Below are 25,785 nucleotides of genomic sequence, written 5' to 3'. Positions count from 1 at the left end.
GGGCCCGGCGGGCGGCGCACTCGGGTGGCGTGCCGGCCCGCCCCCGCCCGCCCGCGGGGGGGGCCGCCGGCCCCCGCCGCCCCCCCCCCCCACGGCTCTGCCCGCGTGTGGCACAATGGCAAGCTGTACTCGACAGTCGCACAGGACCCCTCTCTCCTCCGGCTGACGCGTCCATCGGGCACTCGGGTACCGCAACCCCACGCGGCTCTCTCGCCGTGCCCAATCACGTCAAAACCAGGAGAATCCACTCCCGTGGCAGTCAAGATCAAGCTGAAGCGTCTGGGCAAGATCCGTTCGCCCCACTACCGCATCGTCGTCGCCGACTCCCGTACCCGCCGTGACGGCCGGGCCATCGAGGAGATCGGCAAGTACCACCCGACGTACAACCCGTCGGTGATGGAGGTCGACGCCGAGCGTGTCGCCTACTGGCTCCGTGTCGGCGCCCAGCCGACCGAGCCCGTGCTCGCCATCCTGAAGAAGACCGGCGACTGGCAGAAGTTCAAGGGCGAGCCCGCCCCGGCGCCGCTGCTCCAGCCGTCCGAGAAGGCGGCCCGTCCGTCCTTCGAGGCGATCGGTGGCGAGAACGAGGGCAAGGGTGAGGCGATCACCCAGAAGAAGAAGGCCGACAAGAAGGACGAGGCCGCCGCCGAGTCCTCCTCGTCCGAGTCGACCGAGGCCTGAGCATGCTCGAGGAGGCTCTCGAGCACCTCGTGAAGGGCATCGTCGACCACCCTGACGATGTGCAGGTCGCCTCGCGCAACCTGCGTCGCGGGCGTGTACTCGAGGTCCGGGTGCACCCCGACGACCTCGGCAAGGTGATCGGCCGCAACGGCCGCACCGCACGCGCTCTGCGCACCGTCGTGGGCGCCATCGGCGGCCGCGGTGTCCGCGTCGACCTCGTCGACGTGGACCACGTCCGCTGACGCCAGAACGCAGCACCGGCTCGGGCCGGGGAGGGCCACGGGCCGTCCCCGGCCCGCAGTCGTATGAGCCCCGCACGGGGTCGTGAGTCCCGCACGGGCTCGTCGCAGTTCCGACAGGAGATCAAGCACAGTGCAGCTGGTAGTCGCTCGCATCGGCCGCGCCCACGGCATCAAGGGCGAGGTCACCGTCGAGGTCCGCACCGACGAGCCGGAGCTGCGGCTCGGCCCCGGCGCCGTCCTGGCCACCGACCCCGCCACCGCCGGACCGCTGACCATCGAGACCGGCCGGGTGCACAGCGGCCGCCTCCTGCTGCGCTTCGCGGGCGTCCACGACCGCACCGGCGCCGAGGCCCTGCGCAACACCCTGCTGATCGCCGACGTCGACCCCGACGAGCGGCCCGAGGACGACGACGAGTACTACGACCACCAGCTCATCGACCTCGACGTGGTGACCGCCGACGGCACCGAGGTCGGCCGGATCACCGAGATCTCCCACCTGCCCACCCAGGACCTGTTCGTGGTGGAGCGCCCCGACGGCAGCGAGGTCTACGTGCCGTTCGTGTCGGAGATCGTCACCGAGATCGACCTGGAGGAGCAGCGCGCCGTCATCGACCCGCCCCCGGGCCTGATCGACGACCGCGCCGAGGTCGCCTCCGCGCGGGACGCCGCCGAGGAGTCCCCGGAGGAAGGCGCGTAATGCGGCTCGACGTCGTCACGATCTTCCCGGAGTACCTGGAACCCCTGAACGTCTCCCTCGTCGGCAAGGCACGCGCGCGTGGACAGCTCGGCGTCCACGTGCACGACCTGCGCGAGTGGACCTACGACCGGCACAACACGGTCGACGACACCCCCTACGGCGGCGGCCCCGGCATGGTCATGAAGACCGAGCCGTGGGGCGACGCGCTGGACTCCGTCCTGGCCGACGGCTACGAGGCCGGCTCCGGCGAGCCCGCCCTGATCGTGCCCACGCCCAGCGGCCGGCCCTTCACCCAGGAACTCGCCGTCCACCTCTCCGAGCGGCCCTGGCTGATCTTCACGCCCGCCCGTTACGAGGGCATCGACCGCCGCGTTGTCGACGAGTACGCGACCAGGATGCCCGTGTACGAGGTCTCCATCGGCGACTACGTCCTCGCCGGCGGCGAGGCGGCCGTACTGGTCGTCACCGAGGCCGTGGCCCGGCTGCTGCCCGGCGTCCTCGGCAACGCCGAGTCCCACCGGGACGACTCCTTCGCGCCCGGCGCCATGGCGAACCTCCTGGAGGGCCCCGTCCACACCAAGCCGCCGCAGTGGCGCGGGCGCGGCATCCCGGACGTGCTGCTCAGCGGCCACCACGGGAAGATCGCCCGCTGGCGCCGGGACGAGGCCCTGCGGCGCACGTCGGCCAACCGGCCCGACCTGATCGAGCGGTGCGACCCCAAGGTCTTCGACAAGAAGGACCGCGAGATGCTTTCCATCATGGGCTGGGCGCCCGACCCGGACGGGGAGCCGTACGGCCGATTTTGGCGCAGGACTCCGGGCATGGAAGAATAGGCCGCTGTTGTGCGTCCGTCCGGAGCGCGCCCCTGCCACAGGGGGACACGACGCCCGTCCCGACCCGCACGACTCTGAATCCGAAACACCTAGTTTCCGTTGATGACCTGTGGCATCAGCGAGGAAAGCAGACGAAATGTCTCACCTGCTCGACTCCGTCGACGCCGCGTCTCTGCGCACCGACATCCCCGCCTTCCGCCCCGGCGACACCGTCAACGTCCACGTCCGCGTCATCGAGGGCAACCGCTCCCGTGTGCAGCAGTTCAAGGGCGTTGTGATCCGCCGCCAGGGTGCCGGCGTCCGCGAGACCTTCACGGTCCGCAAGGTCTCCTTCTCCGTCGGCGTCGAGCGCACCTTCCCGGTGCACACCCCGATCGTGGAGAAGATCGAGCTGGTCACCCGTGGTGACGTCCGCCGCGCCAAGCTGTACTACCTGCGCGAGCTGCGCGGCAAGGCCGCGAAGATCAAGGAGAAGCGCGAGAGCTGAGCGCCTCCGAGGTCCGCGCCGGGGCCGGATAGCATCTGGCCCCGATGGACACCGAAGCACAGCCCACGGAGCGCGACCGCTCCTCCCGCCCTTCCGACTCCGAGCAGTCCTCGGATCCGGAGGGCCCGGAGGAACGGTCGCGTTCCGCGTTCGCGGGGCGGATCACGGACTGGGTGCCAGGCGGCCGGATCACCGTCACCCTGCTGACGCTGCTGCTCTTCCTGCTGCTGCTCAGCACCTTCGTACTGCGGCCGTTCCAGATCCCCAGCGGATCCATGGAGCGCGGATTGAGGATCGGCGACCGGGTTCTCGTAAATAAGTTGGCGTACCGTTTTGGTGGGCGGCCGCAGCGGGGCGACGTCGTGGTGTTCGACGGCACGGGGCTCTTCGGGCCCGGCGACTACATCAAACGCGTGGTCGGTGTGGGCGGGGACCATGTGGTGTGCTGCGACAGGGAGGGGAGAGTACAGGTGAACGGCCAGTCCGTCGACGAGTCGGATTTCCTGTACCCCGGTGACCGCCCGTCGACGGTGCGCTTCGACGTCGCCGTCCCCGACGGCACCCTCTTCCTCCTCGGCGACCACCGGTCCGGCTCCAGCGACTCCCGCGACCACCTGGGCTCGCCGGGCGGCGGCATGGTCCCGGTGGACGAGGTGATCGGCCGCGCCGACTGGATCGTCTGGCCCTTCGCCCACGCCACCCACCTCGACCGCCCCGACGTCTACGCGCGCGTACCGGACGCCGACGCGGACGGAGGGGCCGGCGACGCGCGCCGGCCCACGGGCGCCGATGGGTAGCCGCGGCAAACCGCGCGGAGCACCCAGCAGCCCCGCGGAGAACCTGCTGCCCACCGGCTCCCGGCGCACCGCCGCACCCTCCGGTGGCCGTTCCCGCGCCGAGCGGCGCAAGCTCCAGCGCAAGGTGAAGCGGCGCCGAAGGCGCGGCGCCGTCAAGGAGATACCGCTCCTCATCGGCGTCGCCGTGCTCATAGCGCTGGTGCTGAAGACCTTCCTCGTCCAGGCCTTCGTGATCCCGTCCGGCTCCATGGAGCAGACCATCCGGATCGGCGACCGGGTCCTGGTGGACAAGCTCACCCCCTGGTTCGGCTCCGAGCCGCAGCGCGGGGACGTCGTGGTCTTCCGGGACCCCGGCGGCTGGCTCCAGGGCGAGCAGACCACCAAGAAGGACGATCCCGTCGTCATCAAGCAGGTCAAGGAGGGCCTCGCCTTCATCGGCCTGCTGCCGTCCGACGACGAGAAGGACCTCATCAAACGGGTCGTCGGCGTGGGCGGGGACAAGGTCAAGTGCTGCGACACCCAAGGCCGCGTCACCGTCAACGGCGTCCCCCTGAACGAGGACTACCTGTATCCGGGTGACACCCCGTCGCGGACGCCGTTCGACGTCACCGTCCCCGAGGGGCGGCTGTGGGTGATGGGCGACCACCGGTCCAACTCCGCCGACTCCCGCGCTCACCAGGACACCGACTTCGGCACGGTCTCCGAGGAGGAGGTGGTGGGACGCGCCATGGTGATCGCCTGGCCGTTCGGTCACTGGACCACCCTGGACGAGCCGAAAACGTATGCATCCGTCACCGACTCGGGGTCCGGTGCGACCGCCGCTCCCCGGCTGTCGCATAGGGTTGCCCCCGACGATCCGAACACGATGATTCAACTCCCGACCCCTGCGGAACTCCCGCTCGTTATGGGAGTGGTGGGCCTGCGCCGTATACGGGGCGGGCGGCGGCAGAGAGTAAGGAGTTGGCGTGGGGGATGTGGCGGTTGGCGCACGGTCCGGACACGACGGCGAGGAGAACCGCGGACGCCCCGAGGAGACGGCCGGCCCGGCCGCGGACAGCGCCCAGGACTCCGGTCACGGCTCCGGAACCGAGGACGACAGGGTGACGAACGAACACAACGGGACGCAGGACGAGGGCGTGGGCGGGACACCCCCCACGGCACACCGCGAGACCAAGAAGCCGCGTTCCTTCTGGAAGGAACTGCCGATCCTGATCGGCATCGCGCTGGTGCTCGCGCTGCTCATCAAGACGTTCCTGGTGCAGGCCTTCTCGATCCCGTCCTCCTCGATGGAGAACACGCTCAAGATCAATGACCGTGTCCTGGTGGACAAGCTCACCCCCTGGTTCGGCTCGGAGCCCGAGCGCGGCGAGGTCGTCGTCTTCCACGACCCGGACGACTGGCTGGCGGGCGAGCCCACCCCCGACCCGAACGCGCTGCAGACGGTGCTCAGCTGGATCGGCCTGATGCCGTCCGCCGAGGAGAAGGACCTGATCAAGCGCGTCATCGGCGTCGGTGGCGACACCGTCGAGTGCAACAAGACCGGCCCGCTCACGGTCAACGGCAAGGCCCTCAACGAGCCGTACGTCTACCCCGGCAACACGCCGTGCACCGACGACGACCAAGGCGGCCGGTTCAAGGTCAAGGTGCCCGAGGGCTACATCTGGGTCATGGGCGACCACCGGCAGAACTCCCGCGACTCCCGCTACAACCAGTCGGACGCCCACGGCGGCATGGTCCCGGTCAAGGAGGTCGTCGGCCGCGCGATCGTGGTCGCCTGGCCGATGAACCGCTGGAACAACCTGCCGGTCCCCGAGACCTTCGACCAGGACGGTCTGCAGGCCGGGTCGCCGGCCGCCGCCGCGCTGTCGGTCGCGCCCCAGGGGCTCGCCGTCGCCGGCGTCCTCCCGGTCGTCTGGTGGCGCCGCCGTCGGCGCGCCGCCGCTGCCGGGACCCGCTGAGGCGCCCCGGTCCGTACGTCCCTCGACGTGACAGCCCCCTTCCCGGCCTCGGGAGGGGGGCTGCCCCGTTGGGGTACCGCCGGGTAAGGTGCGGCTCCATGGGTGGCGAGAGCACGACACGTACGGCCCCGCGCGGGGGAGCGAACAAGGGTCCGGTGGGCAGCCGGACCGGGCAGCGGCTGTCCGGCCTCGCCGTGGCGCTGGGCCTGGTGCTGTTCCTCGGCGGGTTCGCCTGGGGAGCCGTGGTCTACCGCCCCTACACCGTGCCGACCAGCTCGATGGCGCCGACCATCGGTGTCGGTGACCGGGTGCTCGCCCAGCGCATCGACGGGACCGACGTACGGCGCGGCGACGTCGTCGTCTTCAAGGACACGGCCTGGGCCAACGCGCCGATGGTCAAGCGCGTCGTCGCCGTCGGCGGGGACACCGTCTCCTGCTGCCAGGAGGGCAAGCTGAAGGTCAACGGCAAGGTGATCGACGAGCCGTACCTGCCCGCCGGCACACCGGCCGAGATCATGGACTTCCAGACCGTGAGCGTCCCGGAGGGCCGCCTGTTCCTGCTCGGCGACGAGCGCGACAACTCCGTGGACTCCACCGCGCACCTCACCGACGCGGCCCGCGGCACCGTCTCCAGCGGTGCCGTGGACGCCCGCGTCGACGCCGTGGTCTGGCCCATGAACGGCATGCTGGAGCGGCCGACCGGCTTCGAGACGCTGGGCGGCCTCTCCTCGCCGGGGCCGCTCGCGCCGGTGATCGCCCTGGTGATCGCCGGGGCCGTGCTGATCCTGGGCGGCGGGGCGTACGGTCCCGTCGCCAAGCGGGCCGGGGCCTCGCGTGCCGCACGTGCCGCGGAGCCCGCCGATGGGCGCTGAGGCGACTCCGGCGGGGGACACCTACCAGGGCGGGCTGCGCAGGGTCGCGCGGGTCGTGCTGCTCGACCCCGACGACCGCATCCTGCTGCTGCACGGCCACGAACCGGACGACCCGGCCGACGACTGGTGGTTCACGCCCGGCGGCGGTGTGGAGGGCGACGAGACCCGCGAGGAGGCCGCCCGCCGGGAGCTGCTGGAGGAGACCGGCATCACCGATGTCGAACTCGGCCCGGTGCTGTGGCGGCGCAGGTGCTCGTTCCCCTTCGCGGGCCGCCGCTGGGACCAGGACGAGTGGTACTACCTGGCCCGCACCCGGCAGACCGCGACCGTGGCCGTCGGCGCCGGTCTCACCGAGCTGGAGCGGCGCAGCGTCGCCGGAGCACGCTGGTGGACGTGTCAGGAACTGACCGGGGCACGTGAGACGGTGTATCCGACCAGACTCGCCGGGCTGCTGCGCACGCTGCTCGACGAGGGTCCCCCGGCCGGGCCGGTGACCCTGGACACGGAAATCGTCTAGGGGTACACGTGACTGGCGCACAATGGGGGGACCCGCACGGCTGAAGGGGAACATGCCATGAGCGCCGAGGACCTCGAAAAGTACGAGACCGAGATGGAGCTCAAGCTCTACCGGGAGTACCGCGATGTCGTCGGTCTGTTCAAATACGTGATCGAGACCGAGCGGCGTTTCTACCTCACCAACGACTACGAGATGCAGGTGCACTCGGTCCAGGGTGAGGTGTTCTTCGAGGTCTCCATGGCTGACGCCTGGGTGTGGGACATGTACCGGCCGGCTCGGTTCGTGAAGCAGGTGCGGGTGTTGACGTTCAAGGACGTGAACATTGAGGAGCTGAACAAGAGTGACCTGGAGCTTCCGAGTGGGTGACGGAGTTTTCCACAACCGGTGAGTAGTTCACCGTGAGTGACGGGATCGGCCCGTCTGCGTGATCGTTGGCGCCGGAGGTGGTGCCGACATGAACGCACGAGGTGCGATGGGCACGTACGGCGAGACACTCGCCGCCCGCCGGCTGACCGGAGCCGGCATGACGGTCCTGGAGCGCAACTGGCGCTGCGGCAGGACCGGCGAGATCGACATCGTGGCCCGGGACGGGGACGTCCTGGTCGTCTGCGAGGTCAAGACGCGCAGGGGCGGCTCCTTCGAACACCCCATGGCCGCGGTGACTCCCGGGAAGGCGGAGCGGCTGCGGCGGCTCGCCGAGCGCTGGATCCAGACCCACGGCGGAGCTCCACCCGGCGGTGTGCGCATCGACCTGGTCGGCGTTCTCCTGCCGCAGCGCGGCGCCCCCGTGGTCGAGCACGCCCGGGGGGTGGCGTGATGGGGTTCGCGCGTACGTGCTCCGTGGCGCTCGTCGGCGTCGAGGGCGTGGTGGTCGAGGTCCAGGCCGACCTCGAACCGGGCGTGGCGGCGTTCACGCTGGTGGGACTGCCCGACAAGAGCCTCACCGAGAGCCGGGACCGGGTGCGGGCCGCGGTGGTGAACTCGGGCGCCGAGTGGCCGCAGAAGAAGCTGACGGTGGGACTCAGCCCGGCGTCGGTGCCGAAGAGCGGCAGTGGCTTCGACCTGGCCGTCGCCGTCGCCGTCCTGGGTGCCGCCGAGCGGATCGACCCGCGGGTGCTCGCGGACATCGTCATGATCGGGGAGCTGGGCCTGGACGGCCGGGTGCGGCCGGTGCGCGGCATCCTGCCGGCGGTGCTGGCCGCGGCGGAGGCGGGCTACGAGCAGGTGGTCGTGCCCGAATGCGCCGCCGCCGAGGCGTCCCTGGTGCCGGGGGTGTCGGTGCTCGGCGTACGCAGCCTGCGCCAGCTGATCGCCGTCCTCGCCGACGAGCCGGTGCCGGAGGAGGAACAGGACCAGCCGGGCCGCCCCGATCCACTCCTCGCCGGCCTGCGCATGCCCGGCACGGGCGCCGCCACCGGCATGCACGGCATGGGCGCCGCCCAGTACGACCAGGGGCACGACCTCGCCGACGTGGTGGGCCAGGAGTCGGCCCGTACGGCGGTGGAGGTCGCCGCGGCCGGGGGCCACCACCTGTTCCTGGAGGGACCGCCCGGCGCCGGGAAGACCATGCTCGCCGAGCGGCTGCCCGCCATCCTGCCCCGGCTCACCCGGCCGGAGTCCTTGGAGGTCACAGCCGTGCACTCGGTGGCAGGACTCCTGCCGCCCGGCAAGCCCCTGATCGACATCGCTCCCTACTGCGCACCGCACCATTCCGCCACGCTGCAGGCCCTTGTCGGCGGCGGACCCGGCATCGCACGGCCCGGCGCGGTCTCGCTGGCACACCGGGGCGTCCTGTTCCTGGACGAGACCCCCGAGTTCGGCAGCCATGTGCTGGACGCCCTGCGGCAGCCGTTGGAGGCCGGGCACGTCGTCATCGCGCGCAGTGCGGGCGTGGTGCGCTTCCCGGCCCGGTTCCTGATGGTGCTGGCGGCCAATCCGTGCCCGTGCGGCCGGTTCTCGCAGCGGGAGGACCTCTGCGAGTGCCCGCCCTCGGCGATCCGCCGGTACCAGGCCAGGCTGTCCGGTCCGCTGCTCGACCGGGTCGACCTCCGCGTCGAGGTGGACCGGGTCACCCGCAGCCAGCTGGCCGGGAGCGGAACCCGCGGGGATGCCACCGCGACCGTCGCCGACCGGGTGGCGGCGGCCCGGGCGCGGGCGTCCGCGCGCCTCACGGGCACCCCGTGGCGGTCCAACAGCGAGGTACCGGGCCGTGAGCTGCGCAGCCGCTGGCACGCCGCGCCCGGCGCGCTGGAGGAGGCGGAGCGCAGCCTGGAACGCGGGGCACTCACCGCCCGCGGCCTCGACCGCGTCCTCCGCGTCGCCTGGACCGTCGCGGACCTCGTCGGCCACGACCGCCCCGACGCGAGGGACGTCGCCCTGGCCCTGCAACTGCGCACCGGGGTACCACGAGGCGTGCCGATGGCTCTGGGAGCGCTGACGTGACCGGGCACGACGCCTCGACGGACGGGTGCGGGAGCCGGCCTGTCGAGGACGCGTCATCCGGTGCGGAGGCGTCGGACACCTCGGATTCCCTGGCCGGGAGCGCCGGGAGCGCCGGGAGCGCCGGGAGCGCCGGGAGCGCCGGGAGCGCCGGGAGCGCCGGGACCGGGACCGGGGCCGGTGCCAGGGCCGGGTGGTGGGCCGCGGGTGCGACGTCCGGGGAAGGGGCCCCGACCGCGGGTGACGTCCCGGTCGATGGGGGTGGCGTTGTCGGGGGCGCCGGGGATGGCGTGGTCTCGACAGGCTTGGGTGGCGTGGCCGGGGGCGTGGCGGATGGTGTGTCGCCGGTCGATGGGGGCGGGGTTGTCCGGGGCGCCGGGGATGGCGTGGCCCCCACCGGCTTGGGCGGCGTGGCCCGGGACCCGGCGGACAGGGCGTCCCCGACCGGCGCGGACGGCGTTGCCCGGGATGCGGGGGTCGGCCCCGTCAGCCCGGCCCGGGAGGGCCCCGTGGACTCCGACCTGCTCGGCCGGGTCTTCCTCACCCGGGTCATCGAGCCCGGTGACGAGACCGGCGGGCGGTGGGTGCGGGAGCGCGGGGTCGCCGAGGTGGTGCGGCGACTGCGTGAGGGCGCGCGTGCCCTGCCGGGGGTGAGCGCGAAACGGTGGGCCGGGCTGTGCGCGCGGGCGGGCCGGGCCGACCCCCGCCGGGACCTGGCCGTCGCGCGTGCCGCCGGCGTGCGGTTCGTGGCACCCGGCACCGCCGAGTGGCCGGGGCAGCTCGACGACCTCGGGGACGCCAGGCCGCTCGGGCTCTGGGTGCGCGGCGGACCCAGCCTGCGCATGTGGGCGCTGCGCTCCGTGGCCGTGGTCGGCGCCCGCGCCTGCACCGAGTACGGCGCTCACATGGCGGCCACCCTCGCCGCCGGCCTCGCCGAACGGGGCTGGGTGGTGGTGTCCGGCGGCGCCTACGGGGTCGACGGCGCCGCCCACCGGGGCGCCCTCGGCGCGGGCGGAGCCACCGCCGCCGTGCTGGCCTGCGGTGTCGACCGGCCCTACCCGCCGGGGCACACCGGGCTGATCACCAGGATCGCCGAGCAGGGGCTGGTCGTCGGAGAGCTGCCACCCGGCGATCATCCGACGCCGAGCAGATTCATCCTGCGCAACCGCGTGATCGCCGCCCTCACCCGGGGCACCGTCGTCGTCGAGGCCGCCTACCGCAGCGGTTCCCTGGTCACGGCCCGGGCCGCCCAACGCCTGGGCCGGCACACGATGGGGGTGCCCGGGCCGGCCACCAGCGCGCTGTCCGCAGGCGTGCACGAACTGCTGCGCGGCGACGCCGTGCTCGTCAGCGACGCCGCCGAGGTCGTCGAACTGGTCGGGGACATGGGCGAGCTGTCCCCGGAGCGGCGCGGGCCGGTCCTGCCCACCGACCTCCTGGAACCCCGGACCCGTCACGTGCTGGCCGGACTGCCCGCGCGCGGCACGGCGACGGCGGCCGAGGCGGCACGCCGCGCGCAGACCACGCAGGACGACGCGATCGCGAGACTGTACGAGCTTCGAGCACTTGGTTACGTCGAACGACACGGCGACGGCTGGAAGTTGACACGCCAGGCGATGGTCTCGGTCCGCGGTGGCCGGAGTCCCTGCTGACGCACCGTGTTCGGCCGTCCGGGGGAACCCCGACGCCCGTGGGAAATCCGGCAGTTGAGATATTCGAGTGATCACGCAGAGCGATCACCGTCCCCCCTGTAGAGCGTTCAGCGGAACGTATCTGCGCACGGTCCCCACCCACTCCTTCGCACAACGCGACGGTCCAGTCACGCTACGCTCACGAGGGCCCATGAAGACGGCCGACAACAGGCGACGACCAGACAGCAGACCGGCGGCCTCAGGCGCACCACATCACGGCAGAACGGCACAAGGCGACGAATGCCCCAGCACACCTCCGGGTCCGACCGGGCGGCGGTCCCCCCAGCCGCCCGCGACGGCGGCAGCGTGCGACCGTCCGCCCCCTCGACGCTCGACGAGCTGTGGCGGTCGTACAAGGCGACGGGGGACGAGCGGCTGCGGGAACAGCTGATCCTGCACTACTCGCCCCTGGTGAAGTACGTGGCGGGCCGGGTCAGCGTGGGACTGCCGCCCAACGTCGAACAGGCCGACTTCGTCTCCTCCGGTGTGTTCGGGCTGATCGACGCGATCGAGAAGTTCGACGTCGACCGCGAGATCAAGTTCGAGACGTACGCGATCACCCGGATCCGCGGCGCGATGATCGACGAACTGCGGGCGCTGGACTGGATTCCCCGCTCGGTGCGGCAGAAGGCGCGCAACGTGGAGCGCGCGTACGCCACGCTGGAGGCACGGCTGCGTCGCACCCCCTCGGAGAGCGAGGTGGCCGTGGAGATGGGGATCGCGGTCGAGGACCTCCACGCGGTCTTCAGCCAGTTGTCGCTGGCCAACGTGGTGGCCCTGGAGGAGTTGCTGCACGCGGGGAGCGAGGGCGGCGACCGGCTGAGCCTCATGGACACCCTGGAGGACACCGCCGCCGACAATCCCGTGGAGGTCGCCGAGGACCGGGAGCTGCGCCGGCTCCTGGCGCGGGCGATCAACACGCTGCCGGAGCGGGAGAAGACCGTCGTCACCCTGTACTACTACGAGGGCCTGACACTCGCCGAGATCGGCAACGTGCTGGGTGTGACCGAGAGCCGGGTCAGCCAGATCCACACCAAATCGGTGTTGCAGCTGCGCGCCAAGCTGGCGGGGTTCGGCCGCTGAACTGGCCTTATGGCATGCCGTCGCCCCCGGTGGCGACCCGCTCGGCGGCCGTGCGGCCGGGTGACCGTCTCCCGCACGGGGTGACGCGTCCGTAAAGTGGTGGCGTGCCAAGGATTCGAGCGGCCTCCGTGGCCGAGCACCGGTCGATGCAGCGTGCCGCCCTGCTGGACGCGGCACGCTCCCTGCTGTCCGACGGCGGAACGGAGGCGCTGACCTTCCCCGCCCTCGCCGAACGGACGGGCCTCGCCCGGTCGTCGGTCTACGAGTACTTCCGGTCGCGGGCGGCCGTCGTCGAGGAGCTGTGCGCCGTCGACTTCCCGGTCTGGGCGGCCGAGGTCGAGGCGGCGATGGAGCGCGAGACGACCCCCGAGGCCAAGGTCGAGGTGTATGTGCGCAAGCAGCTCGACCTGGTCGGGGACCGGCGGCACCGGGCGGTCGTGGCCATCTCAGCCAGTGAGCTGGACGCCGGTGCGCGGGAGAAGATCCGGGCGGCGCACGGCGGGCTGATCGCCATGATCGTCGAGGCGCTGGGGGAGATGGGGCACCAAGAGCCGAGGCTCGCGGCGATGCTGCTGCAGGGCGTCGTGGACGCGGCCGTGCGGCGGATCGAGCTGGGCGCGGCCGAGGAGCCCGGGGCGATCACCCGGGCGGCGGTCTCCATGGCGCTGCGGGGCGTGCGCGGCTGATGGCCGGCTGCTCTCCGGACCGGTCTTCGGACTGTTACCGGTCTTCGGGCTGATCTTCGGACTGTTCCTCGGGCAGCGGCACCCCCAGGACCGGCAGCAGTCTCGACGGCCCCGAGTCCAGCAACCACGGCGGGAGCAGGGACAGCGGGTCGAGGTAGAGGTCCCCGCGCAGCAGGCCCCAGTGCAGACAGGCCGTGCAGTGCGAGCCCGTCGGCTCGACCCTGCCGAGCACCTCGCCCGCCGCCACGTCGTCGCCCTCGCGTACCGAGGCCGCGACCGGCTCGTACGTGGTGCGCAGGGGCGGGTCGCCCGTCCCCGTCAGTTCGAGTGAGACGACGCCTCTCCCCGCCACCCGCCCCGCGAAGGACACCCGTCCCGCCGCCACCGCGCGCACCGGTGCCCCGCCCGCCGCGGCGAGGTCCACGCCTCGGTGACCAGGACCGTAGGCACTGGCCGGGGGCTCCCACCCCCGCAGGACCGCGGGCCGGGTGCCCACCGGCCACCAGCGGGCCACGGCCGGCACCGCCGGATCCGGACCCCGCCCGACGGCCCCCGACGGCACCGCCCGAGCCGCCCCGGCCGCCCACGCGGCAGGCACCGCCGATACCGCCGACACCGCCCACGCGGGGCCGGACGGCGCCGGGGCCAGGACGGCCGGCAGCAGCACCATCCACCTACACGCACTCACGCATCGCCTCGCTCGCATGCGAGAACCGTCCCGCACGGAGCCGGCCTCCGTGCGGCCCTGTGGACCGCTGCCCGGTTGTGGACAGCCGCGTCACCCGGTACCCCTCGGGTCCCGTACACTTCTGGTGGCGATCCGGGTCACCGGGTCGACTTCGCACGCCCCGACACGAGGCCTTCCAAGGCGCGTGTCAGCGCCCCTCGGTCCCTTGCGGCACGGCGCACAGCGGGCGTCAGGCGCGGAAGCCGTCCGGCTTGCGCGGCACAACCGAGAAAACCAAGGAGAACGGCCATGGCCGTCGTCACGATGCGGGAGCTGCTGGAAAGCGGCGTCCACTTCGGTCACCAGACCCGTCGCTGGAACCCGAAGATGAAGCGCTTCATCTTCACCGAGCGCAACGGCATCTACATCATCGACCTGCTCCAGTCGCTGTCGTACATCGACCGCGCCTACGAGTTCGTCAAGGAGACCGTCGCCCACGGCGGCACGGTCATGTTCGTCGGCACGAAGAAGCAGGCGCAGGAGGCCATCGCCGAGCAGGCCACCCGCGTCGGCATGCCCTACGTCAACCAGCGCTGGCTGGGCGGCATGCTCACCAACTTCTCGACCGTCTACAAGCGCCTGCAGCGCCTGAAGGAGCTCGAGCAGATCGACTTCGAGGACGTGGCCGCCTCCGGCCTCACCAAGAAGGAGCTGCTGGTCCTCTCCCGCGAGAAGGCCAAGCTGGAGAAGACCCTCGGCGGTATCCGCGAGATGTCCAAGGTGCCCAGCGCCGTCTGGATCGTGGACACCAAGAAGGAGCACATCGCGGTCGGCGAGGCCCGGAAGCTCAACATCCCGGTCGTCGCCATCCTCGACACCAACTGCGACCCCGACGAGGTCGACTACAAGATCCCGGGCAACGACGACGCGATCCGCTCCGTCACCCTGCTCACCCGCGTGATCGCCGACGCCGTCGCCGAGGGCCTCATCGCCCGTTCCGGCGTCAACGCCGGTGCCAAGGGTGAGAAGGCCGCCGGCGAGCCGCTCGCCGAGTGGGAGCGCGACCTGCTCGAGGGCGAGAAGAAGGCCGACGAGGCTCCGGCCGCCGACGCCGAGAAGCCGGCCGAGGCGCCCGCCACCGAGGCCGAGGCGCCCGCCGCCGACGCCGAGAAGCCGGCCGAGGCCCCCGCCACCGAGGCCGAGGCTCCCGCCGCCGACGCCGAGAAGCCGGCCGAGGCCCCCGCCGCTGAGGCCGAGGCCCCCGCCGCCGAGGCCCCTGCCGCGGACGCCGAGCAGGCCTGACCCCTCACCACCTTCGGGTGGGTTCTGGACGGCGGGGGCCCACGAAGCCCCCGCCGTCCGGCCCGTAGATCTTCAGACTTCGAGAGAGATTCCAGAATCATGGCGAACTACACCGCCGCCGACGTCAAGAAGCTTCGTGAGCTCACCGGCGCCGGCATGATGGACTGCAAGAAGGCGCTGGACGAGGCCGAGGGCAACGTCGAGAAGGCCGTCGAGGCGCTCCGTATCAAGGGCCAGAAGGGCGTCGCCAAGCGCGAGGGCCGCTCCGCCGAGAACGGTGCCGTCGTCTCGATCATCGCCGACGACAACACCTCCGGTGTCCTGGTCGAGCTGAAGTGCGAGACGGACTTCGTCGCCAAGGGTGACAAGTTCCAGGCCGCCGCCAAGACCATCGCCGAGCACGTCGCCAAGGCCGCCCCCGCGGACCTGGAGGCCCTGCTCGCCTCCGAGATCGAGGCCGGCAAGACCGTCCAGGCGTTCGTGGACGAGGCCAACGCCAACCTCGGCGAGAAGATCGTCCTGGACCGCTTCGCGCAGTTCTCCGGCGGCTTCGTGACCGCGTACATGCACCGTACGATGCCCGACCTGCCCCCGCAGATCGGTGTCCTGGTCGAGCTGGACAAGCCGAATGCCGATGTCGCCAAGGGCATCGCCCAGCACATCGCCGCCTTCGCGCCGAAGTACCTCTCCAAGGAGGACGTCCCGGCCGAGGTCGTCGAGTCCGAGCGCCGCGTCGCGGAGGAGACCACCCGCGCCGAGGGCAAGCCGGAGGCCGCCCTGCCGAAGATCGTCGAGGGTCGCCTCAACGGCTTCTTCAAGGACGCGACCCTGCTGGGCCAGCCCTACGCCCTGGACAACAAGAAGTCCGTCCAGAAGGTGCTGGACGAGGCCGGTGTCACCCTGAAGCGCTTCTCGCGCATCAAGGTCGGCATCTGAGTCCGTACCGCGACGGACGCTCGACCCCGGTAGGGTCAACAGCAGTCGTCGGCGTCGTTCGCGCAGGCCGTGGCGCACGCGCGCGTGGCGGCGGACGACAGCAGATCTGACGAGGAGGCCATTGCCGCGTATGGGATGCGAAACACGCCCCCACCGGCAGTGGCCTTCTTCGTGTGTGTGACCCACGTAAAAGAGGCGAGATGTCCATGACCACCAAGGCCGAGAAGAGCGACGACGGCAAAGTACGCGGCCGCTTCATGCTGAAGCTGTCCGGAGAGGCCTTCTCCGGCGGTGGCGGCCTGGGCGTCGACCCCGACGTGGTGCACGCCATCGCCCGCGAGATCGCGGCCGTCGTACGCGACGGCGCCGAGATCGCCATCGTCATCGGCGGCGGCAACTTCTTCCGCGGCGCCGAACTCCAGGTGCGCGGCATGGACCGCGCCCGCTCCGACTACATGGGCATGCTCGGCACCGTGATGAACTGCCTGGCCCTCCAGGACTTCCTGGAGAAGGAGGGCGTCGACTGCCGCGTGCAGACCGCCATCACCATGGGCCAGGTCGCCGAGCCGTACATCCCGCTGCGCGCCGTGCGCCACCTGGAGAAGGGCCGCGTGGTCATCTTCGGCGCCGGAATGGGCATGCCCTACTTCTCCACCGACACCACCGCCGCCCAGCGTGCCCTGGAGATCGACGCCGAGGCGCTGCTCATGGGCAAGAACGGCGTGGACGGGGTCTACGACTCCGACCCGAAGACCAACCCGGACGCCGTGAAGTTCGACGCGCTCGGCTACGGCGAGGTCATCACCCGCGACCTGAAGGTCGCCGACGCCACGGCCGTCACGCTCTGCCGCGACAACAGCCTCCCGATCGTGGTCTTCGAGCTTCTGAAGGAGGGCAATATCGCCCGTGCCGTCAAGGGTGAGAAGATCGGCACGCTCGTGGGTGACCCAGGCACCCGGGACTGACCGGAGAACACCCCTGTCCGCGGACGCCACCTGTCCGGGGGACGGACGGGACGGGGCCGGGCCGGGGGATGGACAATGTCCCGCCGGTCGGGAACCGTGCAGGAAGAACGCGACGCAGCCGGCCGCCGCCCCGACAGGGGACCGCAGCCGGGCCTACTCAAGACACGCAGGAGCAAGTGGTGATCGAAGAGACCCTCCTCGAGGCCGAGGAGAAGATGGAGAAGGCCGTCGTGGTCGCCAAGGAGGACTTCGCCGCGATTCGCACCGGCCGTGCGCACCCGGCGATGTTCAACAAGATCGTGGCCGACTACTACGGCGCGCTGACGCCGATCAACCAGCTGGCCTCGTTCTCCGTGCCCGAGCCGCGCATGGCCGTGGTGACGCCCTTCGACAAGAGCGCCCTGCGCAACATCGAACAGGCGATCCGCGACTCCGACCTGGGCGTCAACCCGAGCAACGACGGCAACATCATCCGAGTGGTGTTCCCCGAGCTGACCGAGGAGCGCCGCCGCGACTACATCAAGGTCGCCAAGGCCAAGGGCGAGGACGCCAAGGTGTCCATCCGTTCTGTGCGGCGCAAGGCCAAGGACGCCATCGACAAGCTGATCAAGGACGGCGAGGTCGGCGAGGACGAGGGCCGTCGTGCGGAGAGCGAGCTCGAGCAGACCACCTCGAAGTACGTCGCCCAGGTGGACGAGCTCCTGAAGCACAAGGAAGCGGAGCTGCTCGAGGTCTGATGAACGACTCTTCCTGGGGAGCGCCGCCACAAGCCGGGTACTGGGGGCCGTCCGACGGGGGACCTGTCCAGGGCGCTGCCCCGGCGGGTCCCGCATACGATGCGCAGTACGCGCAGCAGACTCGCCCCATGCCCATAGTGCCCGACGTACCCGAACACGGCGGTGACCAGGACGACGACCGGGGGGCCGCTCGGGTGAGCGGTCCCCTGTTCCAGAACCCGCCGGCGCAGCCGTATGCGGCGGTGCCGCAGAATCCGGAGCCCATGCCCGACGCCCCGCAGCCGGCGCAGTCCCAGCCGCCGCCGAAGAAGACGGCGGGGCGCGACCTGGGTGCGGCGATAGGGGTCGGCGTCGGGCTCGGCGCGGTCATCGTCGCGTCGCTGTTCGTCGTCAAGGCCGTCTTCGTCGGCGTGGTCGCTGTCGCGGTCGTCGTGGGTCTGTGGGAGCTGACCAAGCGGCTGGAGGAGCGCAAGGCGGTCAAGGCGCCGCTCGTGCCGCTGGCGATCGGCGGCGCGGCGATGGTGGTCGCCGGGTACGCGCGGGGTGCCGAGGGCGCGTGGGTCGCCATGGCGCTCACGGCGCTGGCGGTGCTCGTGTGGCGGATGACCGAGCCGCCGGAGGGCTACCTCAGGGACGTCACGGCAGGCCTGTTCGTGGCGTTCTACGTGCCCTTCCTGGCCACGTTCGTCACGATGATGCTGATGGCGGACGACGGCGCCCAGCGCGTGCTGATCTTCCTGGTGCTCACGGTCGTCAGCGACACCGGTGCCTATGCCGTCGGCTGGCGCTTCGGCAGGACCAAGCTCGCCCCGCGCATCAGCCCCGGCAAGACCCGCGAGGGGCTGCTGGGAGCGGTGGCCTTCGCGATGGCGGCGGGCGCGCTGTGCATGCAGTTCATGATCGAAGACGGCGCCTGGTGGCAGGGCCTGCTGCTCGGCCTCGCGGTCGCCGTCAGCGCCACGCTGGGCGACCTGGGCGAGTCCATGATCAAGCGGGACCTCGGCATCAAGGACATGGGCACCCTCCTGCCGGGCCACGGCGGCATCATGGACCGCCTGGACTCCCTCCTGCCGACGGCACCGGTGGTGTGGCTCCTGTTGGTGATCTTCGTCGGCTCCGGCTGACCGCGGCGGGTGTGGGGCCGGCCCAGGAACCATGGAGGGTCGTCCCCGCGCTCCCTCGGCACGCCCTCCGATGGCGGCCCGGCCCGCCCGGAGGTCTGCTGGGAGGATGGGATCGACGACCGCCGAGCCGGGGCGGGGGAGCGTGCGGCACGCCGGTGTCTTCGTCGCCGTATCGATCGCACTCTTCTGCATCCAGCTCGACTTCTTCGCGCTGAACCTCGCCATCCCCGGCATCGCGGCCGACTTCGACGTCACCGTCTCCGCGGCCCAGTGGACACTGTCCGCGTACATGCTCGCCATCGGCTGCCTGTTCATCGTCGGAGGCCGGCTGGGCGACCTCCTGGGCCGTCGCCCGGTCCTGCTCGCCGGTGTGGCCCTGTTCGCGGCCGCGTCCGTGGGCTGCGCCCTCAGCCCCTCCCTGGGGATCCTCGTCGCCGCACGGGTCGTCCAGGGTGTCGGGGCGGCGCTCGTCTTCCCGGTCTCGGTGTCCGTGATCACCAACGCCTTTCCCGACGCCACCCGGGCCCGCGCGCTCGGTGCGGTGTTCGCCATCGCCAACGTGGGGACCGCCGTCGGGCCGTTCGCCGGCGGCGGCTTCACCGACGGTCCCGGCTGGCGGTGGATCTTCTGGCTGCTGGCTCCCCTGAGCGCCTTCGCCCTGCTGCTGGGCCTGCGGTACGTCCCCGACTCCCGGGACGAAGCCGCTCCCCGGCAGATCGACCTGCCCGGCTGTCTGGCCGTCGTCGCCGGTCTGGCCGCCCTGACGCTCGCCGTCGAGCGCGGCAGCGCCTGGGGCTGGGACCACGCGCGCACGCTCACGCTGTTCGCGGTCGCCGTCGTCTGCGGTGCCCTCTTCGTGCGGCGCGAGCGCACCTGCCGGCACCCGCTCGTCGACTTCGGGCTCTTCCGCAACGTCCCCTTCGACCTGGTCACGGTCATGGGGGCGGTCAGCAACATGGGCTACGCCGTCACGGTCTTCCTCGCCACCCTGCAGCTCCAGCAGGTGCGCGGCCTGTCCGCCCTGCTCGCCGGGACCGTCTTCCTCGCGCCCGCCCTCATGGTTGCCTGTACCGGGCCGCTCGGCGCCTGGCTCTCGACGCGGATCCGGCCCACCAGCGTGATGGCGCTCGCGGGGGCCGTGGCCGGCTCCGGCATGATCGGGCTCAGCCTGGTCTGGGCCTGGTGGCTCTACATCCCCGTCTTCACCTGGTGTGCCCTGGGCCTGGGACTCGGCTGGACCTTCGCCAGCGTCGCCACCCAGCAGGTCATCCCGCCCGCCCGGGCCGGCGAGGCCTCCGGGGTCGTCCTCACCGCACTGGTCGTCCTCGGCGCCATCGCGCTCGCCGCCGTGGCGTCCGCGATCACGGCACTCACCCCCGAGACCGGACCCGAACAGGCCTACGACACCATCCTGCGCACCGGCGGCGGCATCATCCTCGGCGCCTCCGCCCTGGCGACGGTGATCAGCCGCCGCCTCGTCGCGCGGGGCCTGGTACCGCCGCCCCGGCGGAACCGACGCGCGCAGCCGAACGCCTGTGCGGGGTGCCGGTGATCCATTAAGGTGCCGCCATGGCGCAGGCGAGGCGGGGCGACGACGGCAGGTATCACGGCGATCTGCCCTGCGCGTGGTGCAAGGCGCTCCTCGACCAGAAGGGCCGGCGCAGGCCCCGACGCTACTGCGGCCCGTGGCACCGCACGAAGAAGTACACAACCGCTGTCATCGTCCTGGTCGCAGGCCTGTTCTGAGCCGCCCTGGGCACCCGCGACGATCTGCGACACTGGTACGGCCATGCCTAAGCCCGGAGAACTCACATTCGTCGCCCCCCGCGGAGCCAAGAAGCCGCCGCGGCACCTTGCCGATCTCACGCCCGCCGAGCGTAAAGAGGCCGTCGTCGCCGCCGGCGAGAAGCCCTTTCGTGCGAAGCAGCTCTCGCAGCACTACTTCGCGCGGTACGCCCACGACCCCGAGCAGTGGACCGACATCCCCGCCGGTTCGCGGGAGGGGCTTCGGGAGGCGCTGCTGCCCGAGCTGATGACGGTCGTCCGGCATCTGTCGACCGACCAGGGCACCACCCGCAAGACGCTCTGGAAGCTGTTCGACGGGACGCTCGTCGAGTCGGTGCTCATGCGTTACCCGGACCGGGTGACCATGTGCATCAGCTCCCAGGCCGGCTGCGGCATGAACTGCCCGTTCTGCGCCACGGGGCAGGCCGGCCTGGACCGGAACCTGTCGACGGCCGAGATCGTGCACCAGATCGTGGACGGGATGCGGGCGCTCAGGGACGGCGAGGTCCCGGGAGGTCCGGCCCGGCTCAGCAACATCGTGTTCATGGGCATGGGCGAGCCCCTTGCCAACTACAACCGGGTCGTCGGCTCCATCCGCCGGCTCACCGACCCGGAGCCGGACGGGCTGGGCCTCTCCCAGCGCGGCATCACCGTCTCCACGGTCGGTCTCGTCCCCGCGATCAACCGTTTCGCCGACGAGGGCTTCAAGTGCCGCCTCGCCATCTCGCTGCACGCGCCGGACGACGAGCTGCGCGACACCCTCGTGCCCGTCAACACCCGGTGGCAGGTCCGGGAGGTGCTGGACGCCGGGTTCGAGTACGCGGAGCGGTCCGGGCGCCGGCTGTCCATCGAGTACGCGCTGATCCGGGACATCAACGACCAGGCCTGGCGAGGTGACCGCCTCGGGCGGATGCTCAAGGGCAGGCCGGTACACGTCAACCTCATCCCGCTCAACCCCACGCCCGGCTCGAAGTGGACCGCGTCGCGGCCCGAGGACGAGAAGGCGTTCGTGGAGGCGATCGGGGCACACGGTGTGCCGGTGACGATCCGGGACACCCGTGGCCAGGAGATCGACGGGGCGTGTGGTCAGCTCGCCGCGAGCGAGCGGTAACCTGACCGACGTCAGTACATCGTCATAGCATCACATCTTCATATTCCGACAGGGGAGCGCCACAGCGCTGAGAGTGCGGCACCGGCCGCAGACCCTCCGAACCTGGCCCAGGTCATTCTGGGTAGGGAGATCGGTCATCACTCGAGCTGTTGCGCCCTGCCCGGGACCCTTCAGGGGCCGCGGGCGGGGCCGCGTCTTCTCCTGGTCACCCAGGAGGAATCAGTGAGCATCACCAAGAAGGCCACCGTCCTGGCCGTCGGCCTCGGCATGGTCGGCGGCCTGGCCGCCTGCGGATCGTCGTCCGACGACACCGGAGGCGGCTCCGGCGACTCCAAGACCGTGACCCTGGTCAGCCACGACTCGTGGGCGGCGTCCAAGGACGTCATCGCCGCCTTCGAGGAGAAGTCCGGCTACAAGGTCAGGGTGCTGGAGGACGGCGACGCCGGTCAGGCCGTCAACAAGGCCATCCTCACCAAGGACAACCCGCAGGGCGACGTCTTCTTCGGCGTCGACAACACCCTGCTCTCCCGCGCCCTCGACAACGGCCTGTTCCAGCCGTACGAGGCGAAGGGCTCCGATCTGATCCTGCCCGAGTACCGGGCCGACCAGGACAAGCACCGGGTCACGCCGGTCGACACCGGTGACATCTGCGTCAACTACGACAAGGCGTACTTCAGCAAGCACGGGCTGACCCCGCCGGACTCCTTCGGCGACCTGGTCAAGCCGGAGTACAAGGACCTGCTCGTCACCGAGAACGCGGGCAGTTCCTCGCCCGGCCTCGGCTTCCTGCTCGGCACCGCGGCCAAGTACGGGGACGACGGCTGGCAGGACTACTGGAAGAAGCTCAAGGCGAACGGTGTCAAGGTCGTCGACAGCTGGGAGCAGGCCTACAACGAGGAGTTCTCCGGCTCGGCCGGGGGCAAGAAGGCCAAGGGCGACCGTCCGCTCGTCGTCTCCTACGCCTCCTCCCCGCCCGCCGAGGTGATCTACGCCGACCCGCAGCCGGCCACCGCGCCGACGGGCGTCGCCGACGGCACCTGCTTCCGCCAGGTCGAGTACGCCGGGCTGCTGAGCAACGCCAAGAACACCGAGGGCGGCAAGGCACTCCTCGACTTCCTGATCGGCAAGCAGTTCCAGGAGGACCTGCCGCTGAACATGTTCGTCTATCCGGTGCGGGAGGGCGCGCAGATCCCCGAGGCGTTCGCGAAGTACGGGCCGCAGGCCAAGGACCCGCAGACCATGGACCCGGCGGAGATCGCCGACAATCGCGACCAGTGGGTCAAGTCGTGGACCTCGCTCGTACTGAAGTAGGCAAGGGAGTGGGCAGGACCCGGACCCTGCGCGGGAGCGCGGCGCGGCTCGCCCTGATGGCCGTGCCCGTCGCGTTCTTCGCGGTGTTCTTCGCCTACCCCGTCGCCGCGATCGTCGCGCGCGGCCTGGAGGTCGACGGGGCCTGGCAGTTCGGCCGGGTCGGGGACGTGCTTGCCCAGTCCGACGTGCGGCACGTGCTGTGGTTCACGACCTGGCAGGCGCTGGCGTCCACCGCGCTCACCCTGCTGATCGCACTGCCCGGCGCGTACGTCTTCGCCCGCTTCGAGTTCCCCGGCAAGCAGGTGCTGCGGGCGGTGGTGACCGTGCCGTTCGTGCTGCCGACGGTCGTCGTGGGGACGGCGTTCCTGGCCCTGGTGGGGCGCGGCGGGCTGCTCGACGAGCTGTGGGGCGTACGGCTGGACACCACCGTGTGGGCGATCCTGCTCGCGCACGTCTTCTTCAACTACGCCGTCGTCGTACGCACCGTGGGCGGCTTGTGGTCGCAGCTCGACCCGCGGCAGGAGGAGGCCGCGCGGATGCTCGGCGCCTCGCGTCTCACCGCCTGGCGGCAGGTGACGCTGCCCGCCCTCGCACCCGCGGTGGCGGCAGCCGCGCTGATGGTGTTCCTGTTCACCTTCACCTCCTTCGGCGTCGTGCAGATCCTCGGCGGGCCCGCCTTCTCCACCCTGGAGGTGGAGATCTACCGGCAGACCTCGCAGGTCTTCGACCTGTCCACGGCCGCCGTGCTGACCCTCATCCAGTTCGTGGCGGTCGCCGCGGTCCTCGCCGTGCACGCCTGGACGGTACGGCGGCGCGAGAGCGCCCTGCGGCTGGTGGACGCGGCCACGACCGCGCGCCGGCCCCGGGGCACGGGCCAGTGGGCGCTGCTGGCGGGCGTCCTGGGCACCGTCGCCCTGCTGCTGGTGCTGCCGCTCGCCGTGCTGGTCCAGCGGTCGCTCGGCGCACCCGGCTTCGGCTACTACCGGGCGCTGACCGACGCGGACGGCGGCACCTTCCTGGTCCCGCCGATCGAGGCGATCGGCAACTCCCTGCAGTACGCCGTCGCCGCCACCGCCATCGCCGTGGTGATCGGCGGGCTCGCGGCCGCCGCGCTCACCCGACGCGACGCGGGCCGCTTCGTGCGGGGCTTCGACGCGCTGCTGATGCTGCCGCTCGGGGTGTCCGCCGTGACGGTCGGTTTCGGGTTCCTGATCGCGCTGGACGAACCGCCGCTGGACCTGCGCTCCTCCTGGATCCTGGTGCCGCTCGCCCAGGCGCTGGTCGGCGTCCCCTTCGTCGTACGGACCATGCTGCCCGTGCTGCGGGCGGTGGACGCACGGCTGCGGGAGGCAGCGGCGGTGCTCGGGGCGTCGCCGTGGCGGGTGTGGCGGGAGGTGGACCTGCCGATGGTGCGGCGGGCGCTGCTGGTCGCGGCCGGGTTCGCCTTCGCGGTGTCCCTCGGGGAGTTCGGCGCGACCGTGTTCATCGCGCGGCCCGACAACCCGACGCTGCCGGTCGCCGTGGCGCGGCTGCTGGGCAGGCCCGGGGACATGAACTACGGCCAGGCCATGGCCCTTTCGACGATTCTGATGCTGGTGTGCGCGGTGGCGCTGGTGGTGCTGGAGCGGCTGCGCACCGACCGGAGCGGGGAGTTCTAGAGATGCGACTGGTTTTGCGGGTGATCCAGGGATGCTGCTGAGCCTTGAGGGCGCGACCGTCCGCTTCGGTGGGCGGGCCGTGCTGGACGCCGTCGATCTGGAGGTCGCCGAGCACGAGGTGGTGTGCGTGCTCGGGCCCAGCGGCAGCGGCAAGTCGACGTTGCTGCGGACGGTGGCCGGGCTCCAGCCGCTGGACGCCGGGCGGGTGACGCTCGACGGGCGGGACCAGTCCGGGGTGCCCGCGCACCGGCGTGAGGTGGGGCTGATGTTCCAGGACCACCAGCTGTTCCCGCAGCGGGACGTGGCCGGAAACATCGCCTTCGGGCCCCGGATGCGCGGTGCGTCCCGTACCGAACAGCGGGACCGGGTGGGGGAGTTGCTGGAGCTGGTCGGGCTGCCGGGCGCGGGACGCCGGTCCGTCGCCGCGCTCTCCGGCGGCGAGCAGCAGCGGGTGGCCCTCGCCCGGGCGCTCGCGCCCCGGCCCCGGCTGCTGATGCTGGACGAGCCGCTCGGTCAGCTCGACCGCTCGCTGCGGGAGCGCCTCGTGGTCGAACTGCGGGAGCTGTTCGGCCGGTTGGGCACCACGGTGCTCGCCGTGACCCACGACCAGGGCGAGGCGTTCGCGCTGGCCGACCGGGTCGTGGTGATGCGGGACGGGCGGATCGCCCAGTCGGGGACGCCACTTGAGGTGTGGCAGCGGCCGGCCGACGCCTTCGTGGCGCGCTTCCTCGGCTTCGACAACGTGGTCGGGGTGACCGTCGCCGGGCAGGTCGCGGACACCCCGTGGGGCAAGGTCCCGGTCCCCGAGGACGCCCTCCAGGGGACGCGGACGGTGCTCGTGCGGCCGGCCGGGGTCCGGATCGTCGCCGCCGAGGCGGGCCTGCGCTGCACGGTCGCTGCCCGCACCTTCCGGGGCACCCATGTCGCCGTGCGCCTCCAGCCGGAGGACGGGCCGCGCCTGGAGGCGGCGTGTGCGCTGCGGGCGGCGCCGGAGGTGGGGGACGCGGTCGGGGTGGAGTTCGACGCGGCGGAGGTCGTCGTGCTCGGCTGAGCGCCGACCATGGCGGTCGGCGTCGGTCGGACATGACGGTGGCCCGCCCCCCCGCCCGGCGCGGGCCCCCGCCCCGGGCCCGGGTGGGGGGGGGGGCCGCGGCGGGGGGTCGGGCGGCGCGGGCGCGCGCCGGGGAGAACGAGCGCCCCCCCCCC

Annotated in this window: 27 protein-coding genes, 1 pseudogene and 1 riboswitch; of the genes and pseudogenes, 27 read left to right on the top strand and 1 reads right to left on the bottom strand. The window is 71.8% G+C overall.

The genetic code is table 11. The features are described from left to right. The first annotated feature begins 252 nt into the window (after nt 1-252). From rpsP to ACFWR9_RS23690, 16 genes and pseudogenes are all read left to right on the top strand, one after another. Nucleotides 253-681: a 30S ribosomal protein S16 gene (rpsP, locus tag ACFWR9_RS23765; protein ID WP_383845441.1), complete on the top strand. Its 429-nt coding sequence runs from the start codon at nt 253-255 to the stop codon at nt 679-681. A gap of 2 nt (nt 682-683) precedes the next feature. After that, on the top strand, nt 684-923 hold the full coding sequence (locus tag ACFWR9_RS23760; RefSeq protein ID WP_055606155.1) for an RNA-binding protein: 240 nt from the start codon (nt 684-686) through the stop codon (nt 921-923). A 130-nt stretch (nt 924-1,053) separates the two neighbouring features. Next, nucleotides 1,054-1,620, top strand: coding sequence for a ribosome maturation factor RimM (gene rimM, locus ACFWR9_RS23755; RefSeq protein WP_383845439.1), 567 nt, complete (start codon nt 1,054-1,056; stop codon nt 1,618-1,620). Continuing rightward, complete coding sequence (gene trmD, locus ACFWR9_RS23750) at nt 1,620-2,453, top strand: tRNA (guanosine(37)-N1)-methyltransferase TrmD (RefSeq protein WP_383845437.1); 834 nt, start codon at nt 1,620-1,622, stop codon at nt 2,451-2,453. The genes rimM and trmD overlap by 1 nt, the downstream gene beginning before the upstream one ends. A 136-nt stretch (nt 2,454-2,589) precedes the next feature. Beyond that, entirely contained in the window at nt 2,590-2,940 is a 351-nt protein-coding gene (rplS, locus tag ACFWR9_RS23745; protein WP_383845435.1) for a 50S ribosomal protein L19, read from the top strand. A 44-nt stretch (nt 2,941-2,984) separates the two neighbouring features. Then, a complete protein-coding gene (lepB, locus tag ACFWR9_RS23740) occupies nt 2,985-3,737 on the top strand; it encodes a signal peptidase I (protein WP_383845433.1) in 753 nt (250 codons plus the stop codon). Then, nucleotides 3,730-4,812: pseudogene (gene lepB / locus ACFWR9_RS23735) on the top strand (signal peptidase I); the annotation flags it as partial. The gene lepB (ACFWR9_RS23740) and the pseudogene lepB (ACFWR9_RS23735), both read left to right, overlap by 8 nt. Continuing rightward, nucleotides 4,703-5,695, top strand: coding sequence for a signal peptidase I (gene lepB, locus ACFWR9_RS23730; protein ID WP_383845430.1), 993 nt, complete (start codon nt 4,703-4,705; stop codon nt 5,693-5,695). The pseudogene lepB (ACFWR9_RS23735) and the gene lepB (ACFWR9_RS23730), both read left to right, overlap by 110 nt. A gap of 98 nt (nt 5,696-5,793) precedes the next feature. After that, nucleotides 5,794-6,567 (top strand): signal peptidase I, encoded by a 774-nt coding sequence (lepB, locus tag ACFWR9_RS23725; RefSeq protein ID WP_383845428.1) that lies wholly within the window; start codon nt 5,794-5,796, stop codon nt 6,565-6,567. Beyond that, the gene (locus tag ACFWR9_RS23720; protein ID WP_383845426.1) at nt 6,557-7,084 is read left to right on the top strand and encodes an NUDIX hydrolase; all 528 of its coding nucleotides are present in this window, start codon (nt 6,557-6,559) and stop codon (nt 7,082-7,084) included. Before lepB (ACFWR9_RS23725) ends, ACFWR9_RS23720 begins: the two co-directional genes overlap by 11 nt. Nucleotides 7,085-7,141: 57 nt before the next feature. After that, the gene (locus ACFWR9_RS23715; protein WP_003993268.1) at nt 7,142-7,450 is read left to right on the top strand and encodes a DUF2469 domain-containing protein; all 309 of its coding nucleotides are present in this window, start codon (nt 7,142-7,144) and stop codon (nt 7,448-7,450) included. Nucleotides 7,451-7,538: 88 nt separating this feature from the next. Next, complete coding sequence (locus tag ACFWR9_RS23710) at nt 7,539-7,901, top strand: YraN family protein (protein ID WP_383845424.1); 363 nt, start codon at nt 7,539-7,541, stop codon at nt 7,899-7,901. Continuing rightward, entirely contained in the window at nt 7,901-9,526 is a 1,626-nt protein-coding gene (locus ACFWR9_RS23705; RefSeq protein WP_383845422.1) for a YifB family Mg chelatase-like AAA ATPase, read from the top strand. The genes ACFWR9_RS23710 and ACFWR9_RS23705 overlap by 1 nt, the downstream gene beginning before the upstream one ends. 506 nt (nt 9,527-10,032) lie before the next feature. After that, nucleotides 10,033-11,175, top strand: coding sequence for a DNA-processing protein DprA (dprA, locus tag ACFWR9_RS23700; protein ID WP_383845420.1), 1,143 nt, complete (start codon nt 10,033-10,035; stop codon nt 11,173-11,175). Between the two features lie 279 nt (nt 11,176-11,454). Continuing rightward, nucleotides 11,455-12,297 carry an RNA polymerase sigma factor WhiG gene (whiG, locus tag ACFWR9_RS23695; protein WP_122615159.1) on the top strand — a complete coding sequence of 281 codons (843 nt, stop codon included), beginning with the start codon at nt 11,455-11,457 and terminating at the stop codon, nt 12,295-12,297. 128 nt (nt 12,298-12,425) lie between these two features. After that, a complete protein-coding gene (locus ACFWR9_RS23690; RefSeq protein ID WP_383845448.1) occupies nt 12,426-12,983 on the top strand; it encodes a TetR/AcrR family transcriptional regulator in 558 nt (185 codons plus the stop codon). 34 nt (nt 12,984-13,017) lie between these two features. Here the strand turns inward: ACFWR9_RS23690 and ACFWR9_RS23685 are convergent, their stop codons facing one another. After that, entirely contained in the window at nt 13,018-13,671 is a 654-nt protein-coding gene (locus tag ACFWR9_RS23685) for a murein hydrolase activator EnvC family protein (RefSeq protein WP_383845418.1), read from the bottom strand. Between the two features lie 288 nt (nt 13,672-13,959). Between ACFWR9_RS23685 and rpsB the strand changes: the two genes are divergently transcribed. From rpsB to ACFWR9_RS23630, 11 genes are all read left to right on the top strand, one after another. Next, a complete protein-coding gene (gene rpsB, locus ACFWR9_RS23680) occupies nt 13,960-14,952 on the top strand; it encodes a 30S ribosomal protein S2 (protein WP_383845416.1) in 993 nt (330 codons plus the stop codon). Nucleotides 14,953-15,051: 99 nt separating this feature from the next. Next, on the top strand, nt 15,052-15,888 hold the full coding sequence (tsf, locus tag ACFWR9_RS23675) for a translation elongation factor Ts (RefSeq protein ID WP_383845414.1): 837 nt from the start codon (nt 15,052-15,054) through the stop codon (nt 15,886-15,888). Nucleotides 15,889-16,094: 206 nt separating this feature from the next. Continuing rightward, the gene (gene pyrH, locus ACFWR9_RS23670; protein ID WP_383845447.1) at nt 16,095-16,853 is read left to right on the top strand and encodes a UMP kinase; all 759 of its coding nucleotides are present in this window, start codon (nt 16,095-16,097) and stop codon (nt 16,851-16,853) included. 179 nt (nt 16,854-17,032) lie between these two features. Continuing rightward, complete coding sequence (gene frr / locus ACFWR9_RS23665; RefSeq protein WP_161326008.1) at nt 17,033-17,590, top strand: ribosome recycling factor; 558 nt, start codon at nt 17,033-17,035, stop codon at nt 17,588-17,590. Further along, the gene (locus ACFWR9_RS23660) at nt 17,590-18,714 is read left to right on the top strand and encodes a phosphatidate cytidylyltransferase (protein WP_383845412.1); all 1,125 of its coding nucleotides are present in this window, start codon (nt 17,590-17,592) and stop codon (nt 18,712-18,714) included. The genes frr and ACFWR9_RS23660 overlap by 1 nt, the downstream gene beginning before the upstream one ends. Nucleotides 18,715-18,820: 106 nt before the next feature. Then, nucleotides 18,821-20,266: an MFS transporter gene (locus ACFWR9_RS23655; protein ID WP_383845410.1), complete on the top strand. Its 1,446-nt coding sequence runs from the start codon at nt 18,821-18,823 to the stop codon at nt 20,264-20,266. A 17-nt stretch (nt 20,267-20,283) separates the two neighbouring features. Further along, complete coding sequence (locus tag ACFWR9_RS23650; protein WP_383845408.1) at nt 20,284-20,460, top strand: hypothetical protein; 177 nt, start codon at nt 20,284-20,286, stop codon at nt 20,458-20,460. Nucleotides 20,461-20,503: 43 nt separating this feature from the next. Then, nucleotides 20,504-21,610, top strand: coding sequence for a 23S rRNA (adenine(2503)-C(2))-methyltransferase RlmN (rlmN, locus tag ACFWR9_RS23645; protein WP_383845406.1), 1,107 nt, complete (start codon nt 20,504-20,506; stop codon nt 21,608-21,610). Between the two features lie 40 nt (nt 21,611-21,650). Beyond that, nucleotides 21,651-21,756: riboswitch (TPP riboswitch) on the top strand. Between the two features lie 76 nt (nt 21,757-21,832). Continuing rightward, nucleotides 21,833-22,921, top strand: coding sequence for a thiamine ABC transporter substrate binding subunit (locus ACFWR9_RS23640; protein ID WP_383845404.1), 1,089 nt, complete (start codon nt 21,833-21,835; stop codon nt 22,919-22,921). A 56-nt stretch (nt 22,922-22,977) separates the two neighbouring features. Then, nucleotides 22,978-24,579 carry an ABC transporter permease gene (locus tag ACFWR9_RS23635; RefSeq protein WP_383845445.1) on the top strand — a complete coding sequence of 534 codons (1,602 nt, stop codon included), beginning with the start codon at nt 22,978-22,980 and terminating at the stop codon, nt 24,577-24,579. A gap of 31 nt (nt 24,580-24,610) precedes the next feature. Continuing rightward, nucleotides 24,611-25,630, top strand: a complete 1,020-nt coding sequence (locus tag ACFWR9_RS23630; RefSeq protein WP_383845402.1) for an ABC transporter ATP-binding protein — start codon at nt 24,611-24,613, stop codon at nt 25,628-25,630. Nucleotides 25,631-25,785: the final 155 nt, after the last annotated feature.

This window comes from Streptomyces sp. NPDC058534 (genome assembly GCF_042717365.1).
GTDB lineage: Bacteria > Actinomycetota > Actinomycetes > Streptomycetales > Streptomycetaceae > Streptomyces.
This window is presented reverse-complemented; position numbering and strand designations above follow the sequence as displayed.

Excerpts from the sequence above, each read along its gene's own strand:
- ACFWR9_RS23760 (WP_055606155.1), top strand. The coding sequence starts at position 684 with ATGCTCGAGGAGGCTCTCGAGCACCTCGTGAAGGGCATCGTCGACCAC.
- trmD (WP_383845437.1), top strand. The coding sequence starts at position 1,620 with ATGCGGCTCGACGTCGTCACGATCTTCCCGGAGTACCTGGAACCCCTG.
- rplS (WP_383845435.1), top strand. The coding sequence starts at position 2,590 with ATGTCTCACCTGCTCGACTCCGTCGACGCCGCGTCTCTGCGCACCGAC.
- lepB (WP_383845433.1), top strand. The coding sequence starts at position 2,985 with ATGGACACCGAAGCACAGCCCACGGAGCGCGACCGCTCCTCCCGCCCT.
- lepB (WP_383845428.1), top strand. The coding sequence starts at position 5,794 with ATGGGTGGCGAGAGCACGACACGTACGGCCCCGCGCGGGGGAGCGAAC.
- ACFWR9_RS23720 (WP_383845426.1), top strand. The coding sequence starts at position 6,557 with ATGGGCGCTGAGGCGACTCCGGCGGGGGACACCTACCAGGGCGGGCTG.
- ACFWR9_RS23715 (WP_003993268.1), top strand. The coding sequence starts at position 7,142 with ATGAGCGCCGAGGACCTCGAAAAGTACGAGACCGAGATGGAGCTCAAG.
- ACFWR9_RS23710 (WP_383845424.1), top strand. The coding sequence starts at position 7,539 with ATGAACGCACGAGGTGCGATGGGCACGTACGGCGAGACACTCGCCGCC.
- ACFWR9_RS23705 (WP_383845422.1), top strand. The coding sequence starts at position 7,901 with ATGGGGTTCGCGCGTACGTGCTCCGTGGCGCTCGTCGGCGTCGAGGGC.
- whiG (WP_122615159.1), top strand. The coding sequence starts at position 11,455 with ATGCCCCAGCACACCTCCGGGTCCGACCGGGCGGCGGTCCCCCCAGCC.
- rpsB (WP_383845416.1), top strand. The coding sequence starts at position 13,960 with ATGGCCGTCGTCACGATGCGGGAGCTGCTGGAAAGCGGCGTCCACTTC.
- tsf (WP_383845414.1), top strand. The coding sequence starts at position 15,052 with ATGGCGAACTACACCGCCGCCGACGTCAAGAAGCTTCGTGAGCTCACC.
- pyrH (WP_383845447.1), top strand. The coding sequence starts at position 16,095 with ATGACCACCAAGGCCGAGAAGAGCGACGACGGCAAAGTACGCGGCCGC.
- ACFWR9_RS23660 (WP_383845412.1), top strand. The coding sequence starts at position 17,590 with ATGAACGACTCTTCCTGGGGAGCGCCGCCACAAGCCGGGTACTGGGGG.
- ACFWR9_RS23655 (WP_383845410.1), top strand. The coding sequence starts at position 18,821 with ATGGGATCGACGACCGCCGAGCCGGGGCGGGGGAGCGTGCGGCACGCC.
- ACFWR9_RS23650 (WP_383845408.1), top strand. The coding sequence starts at position 20,284 with ATGGCGCAGGCGAGGCGGGGCGACGACGGCAGGTATCACGGCGATCTG.
- rlmN (WP_383845406.1), top strand. The coding sequence starts at position 20,504 with ATGCCTAAGCCCGGAGAACTCACATTCGTCGCCCCCCGCGGAGCCAAG.
- ACFWR9_RS23635 (WP_383845445.1), top strand. The coding sequence starts at position 22,978 with ATGGCCGTGCCCGTCGCGTTCTTCGCGGTGTTCTTCGCCTACCCCGTC.
- ACFWR9_RS23630 (WP_383845402.1), top strand. The coding sequence starts at position 24,611 with ATGCTGCTGAGCCTTGAGGGCGCGACCGTCCGCTTCGGTGGGCGGGCC.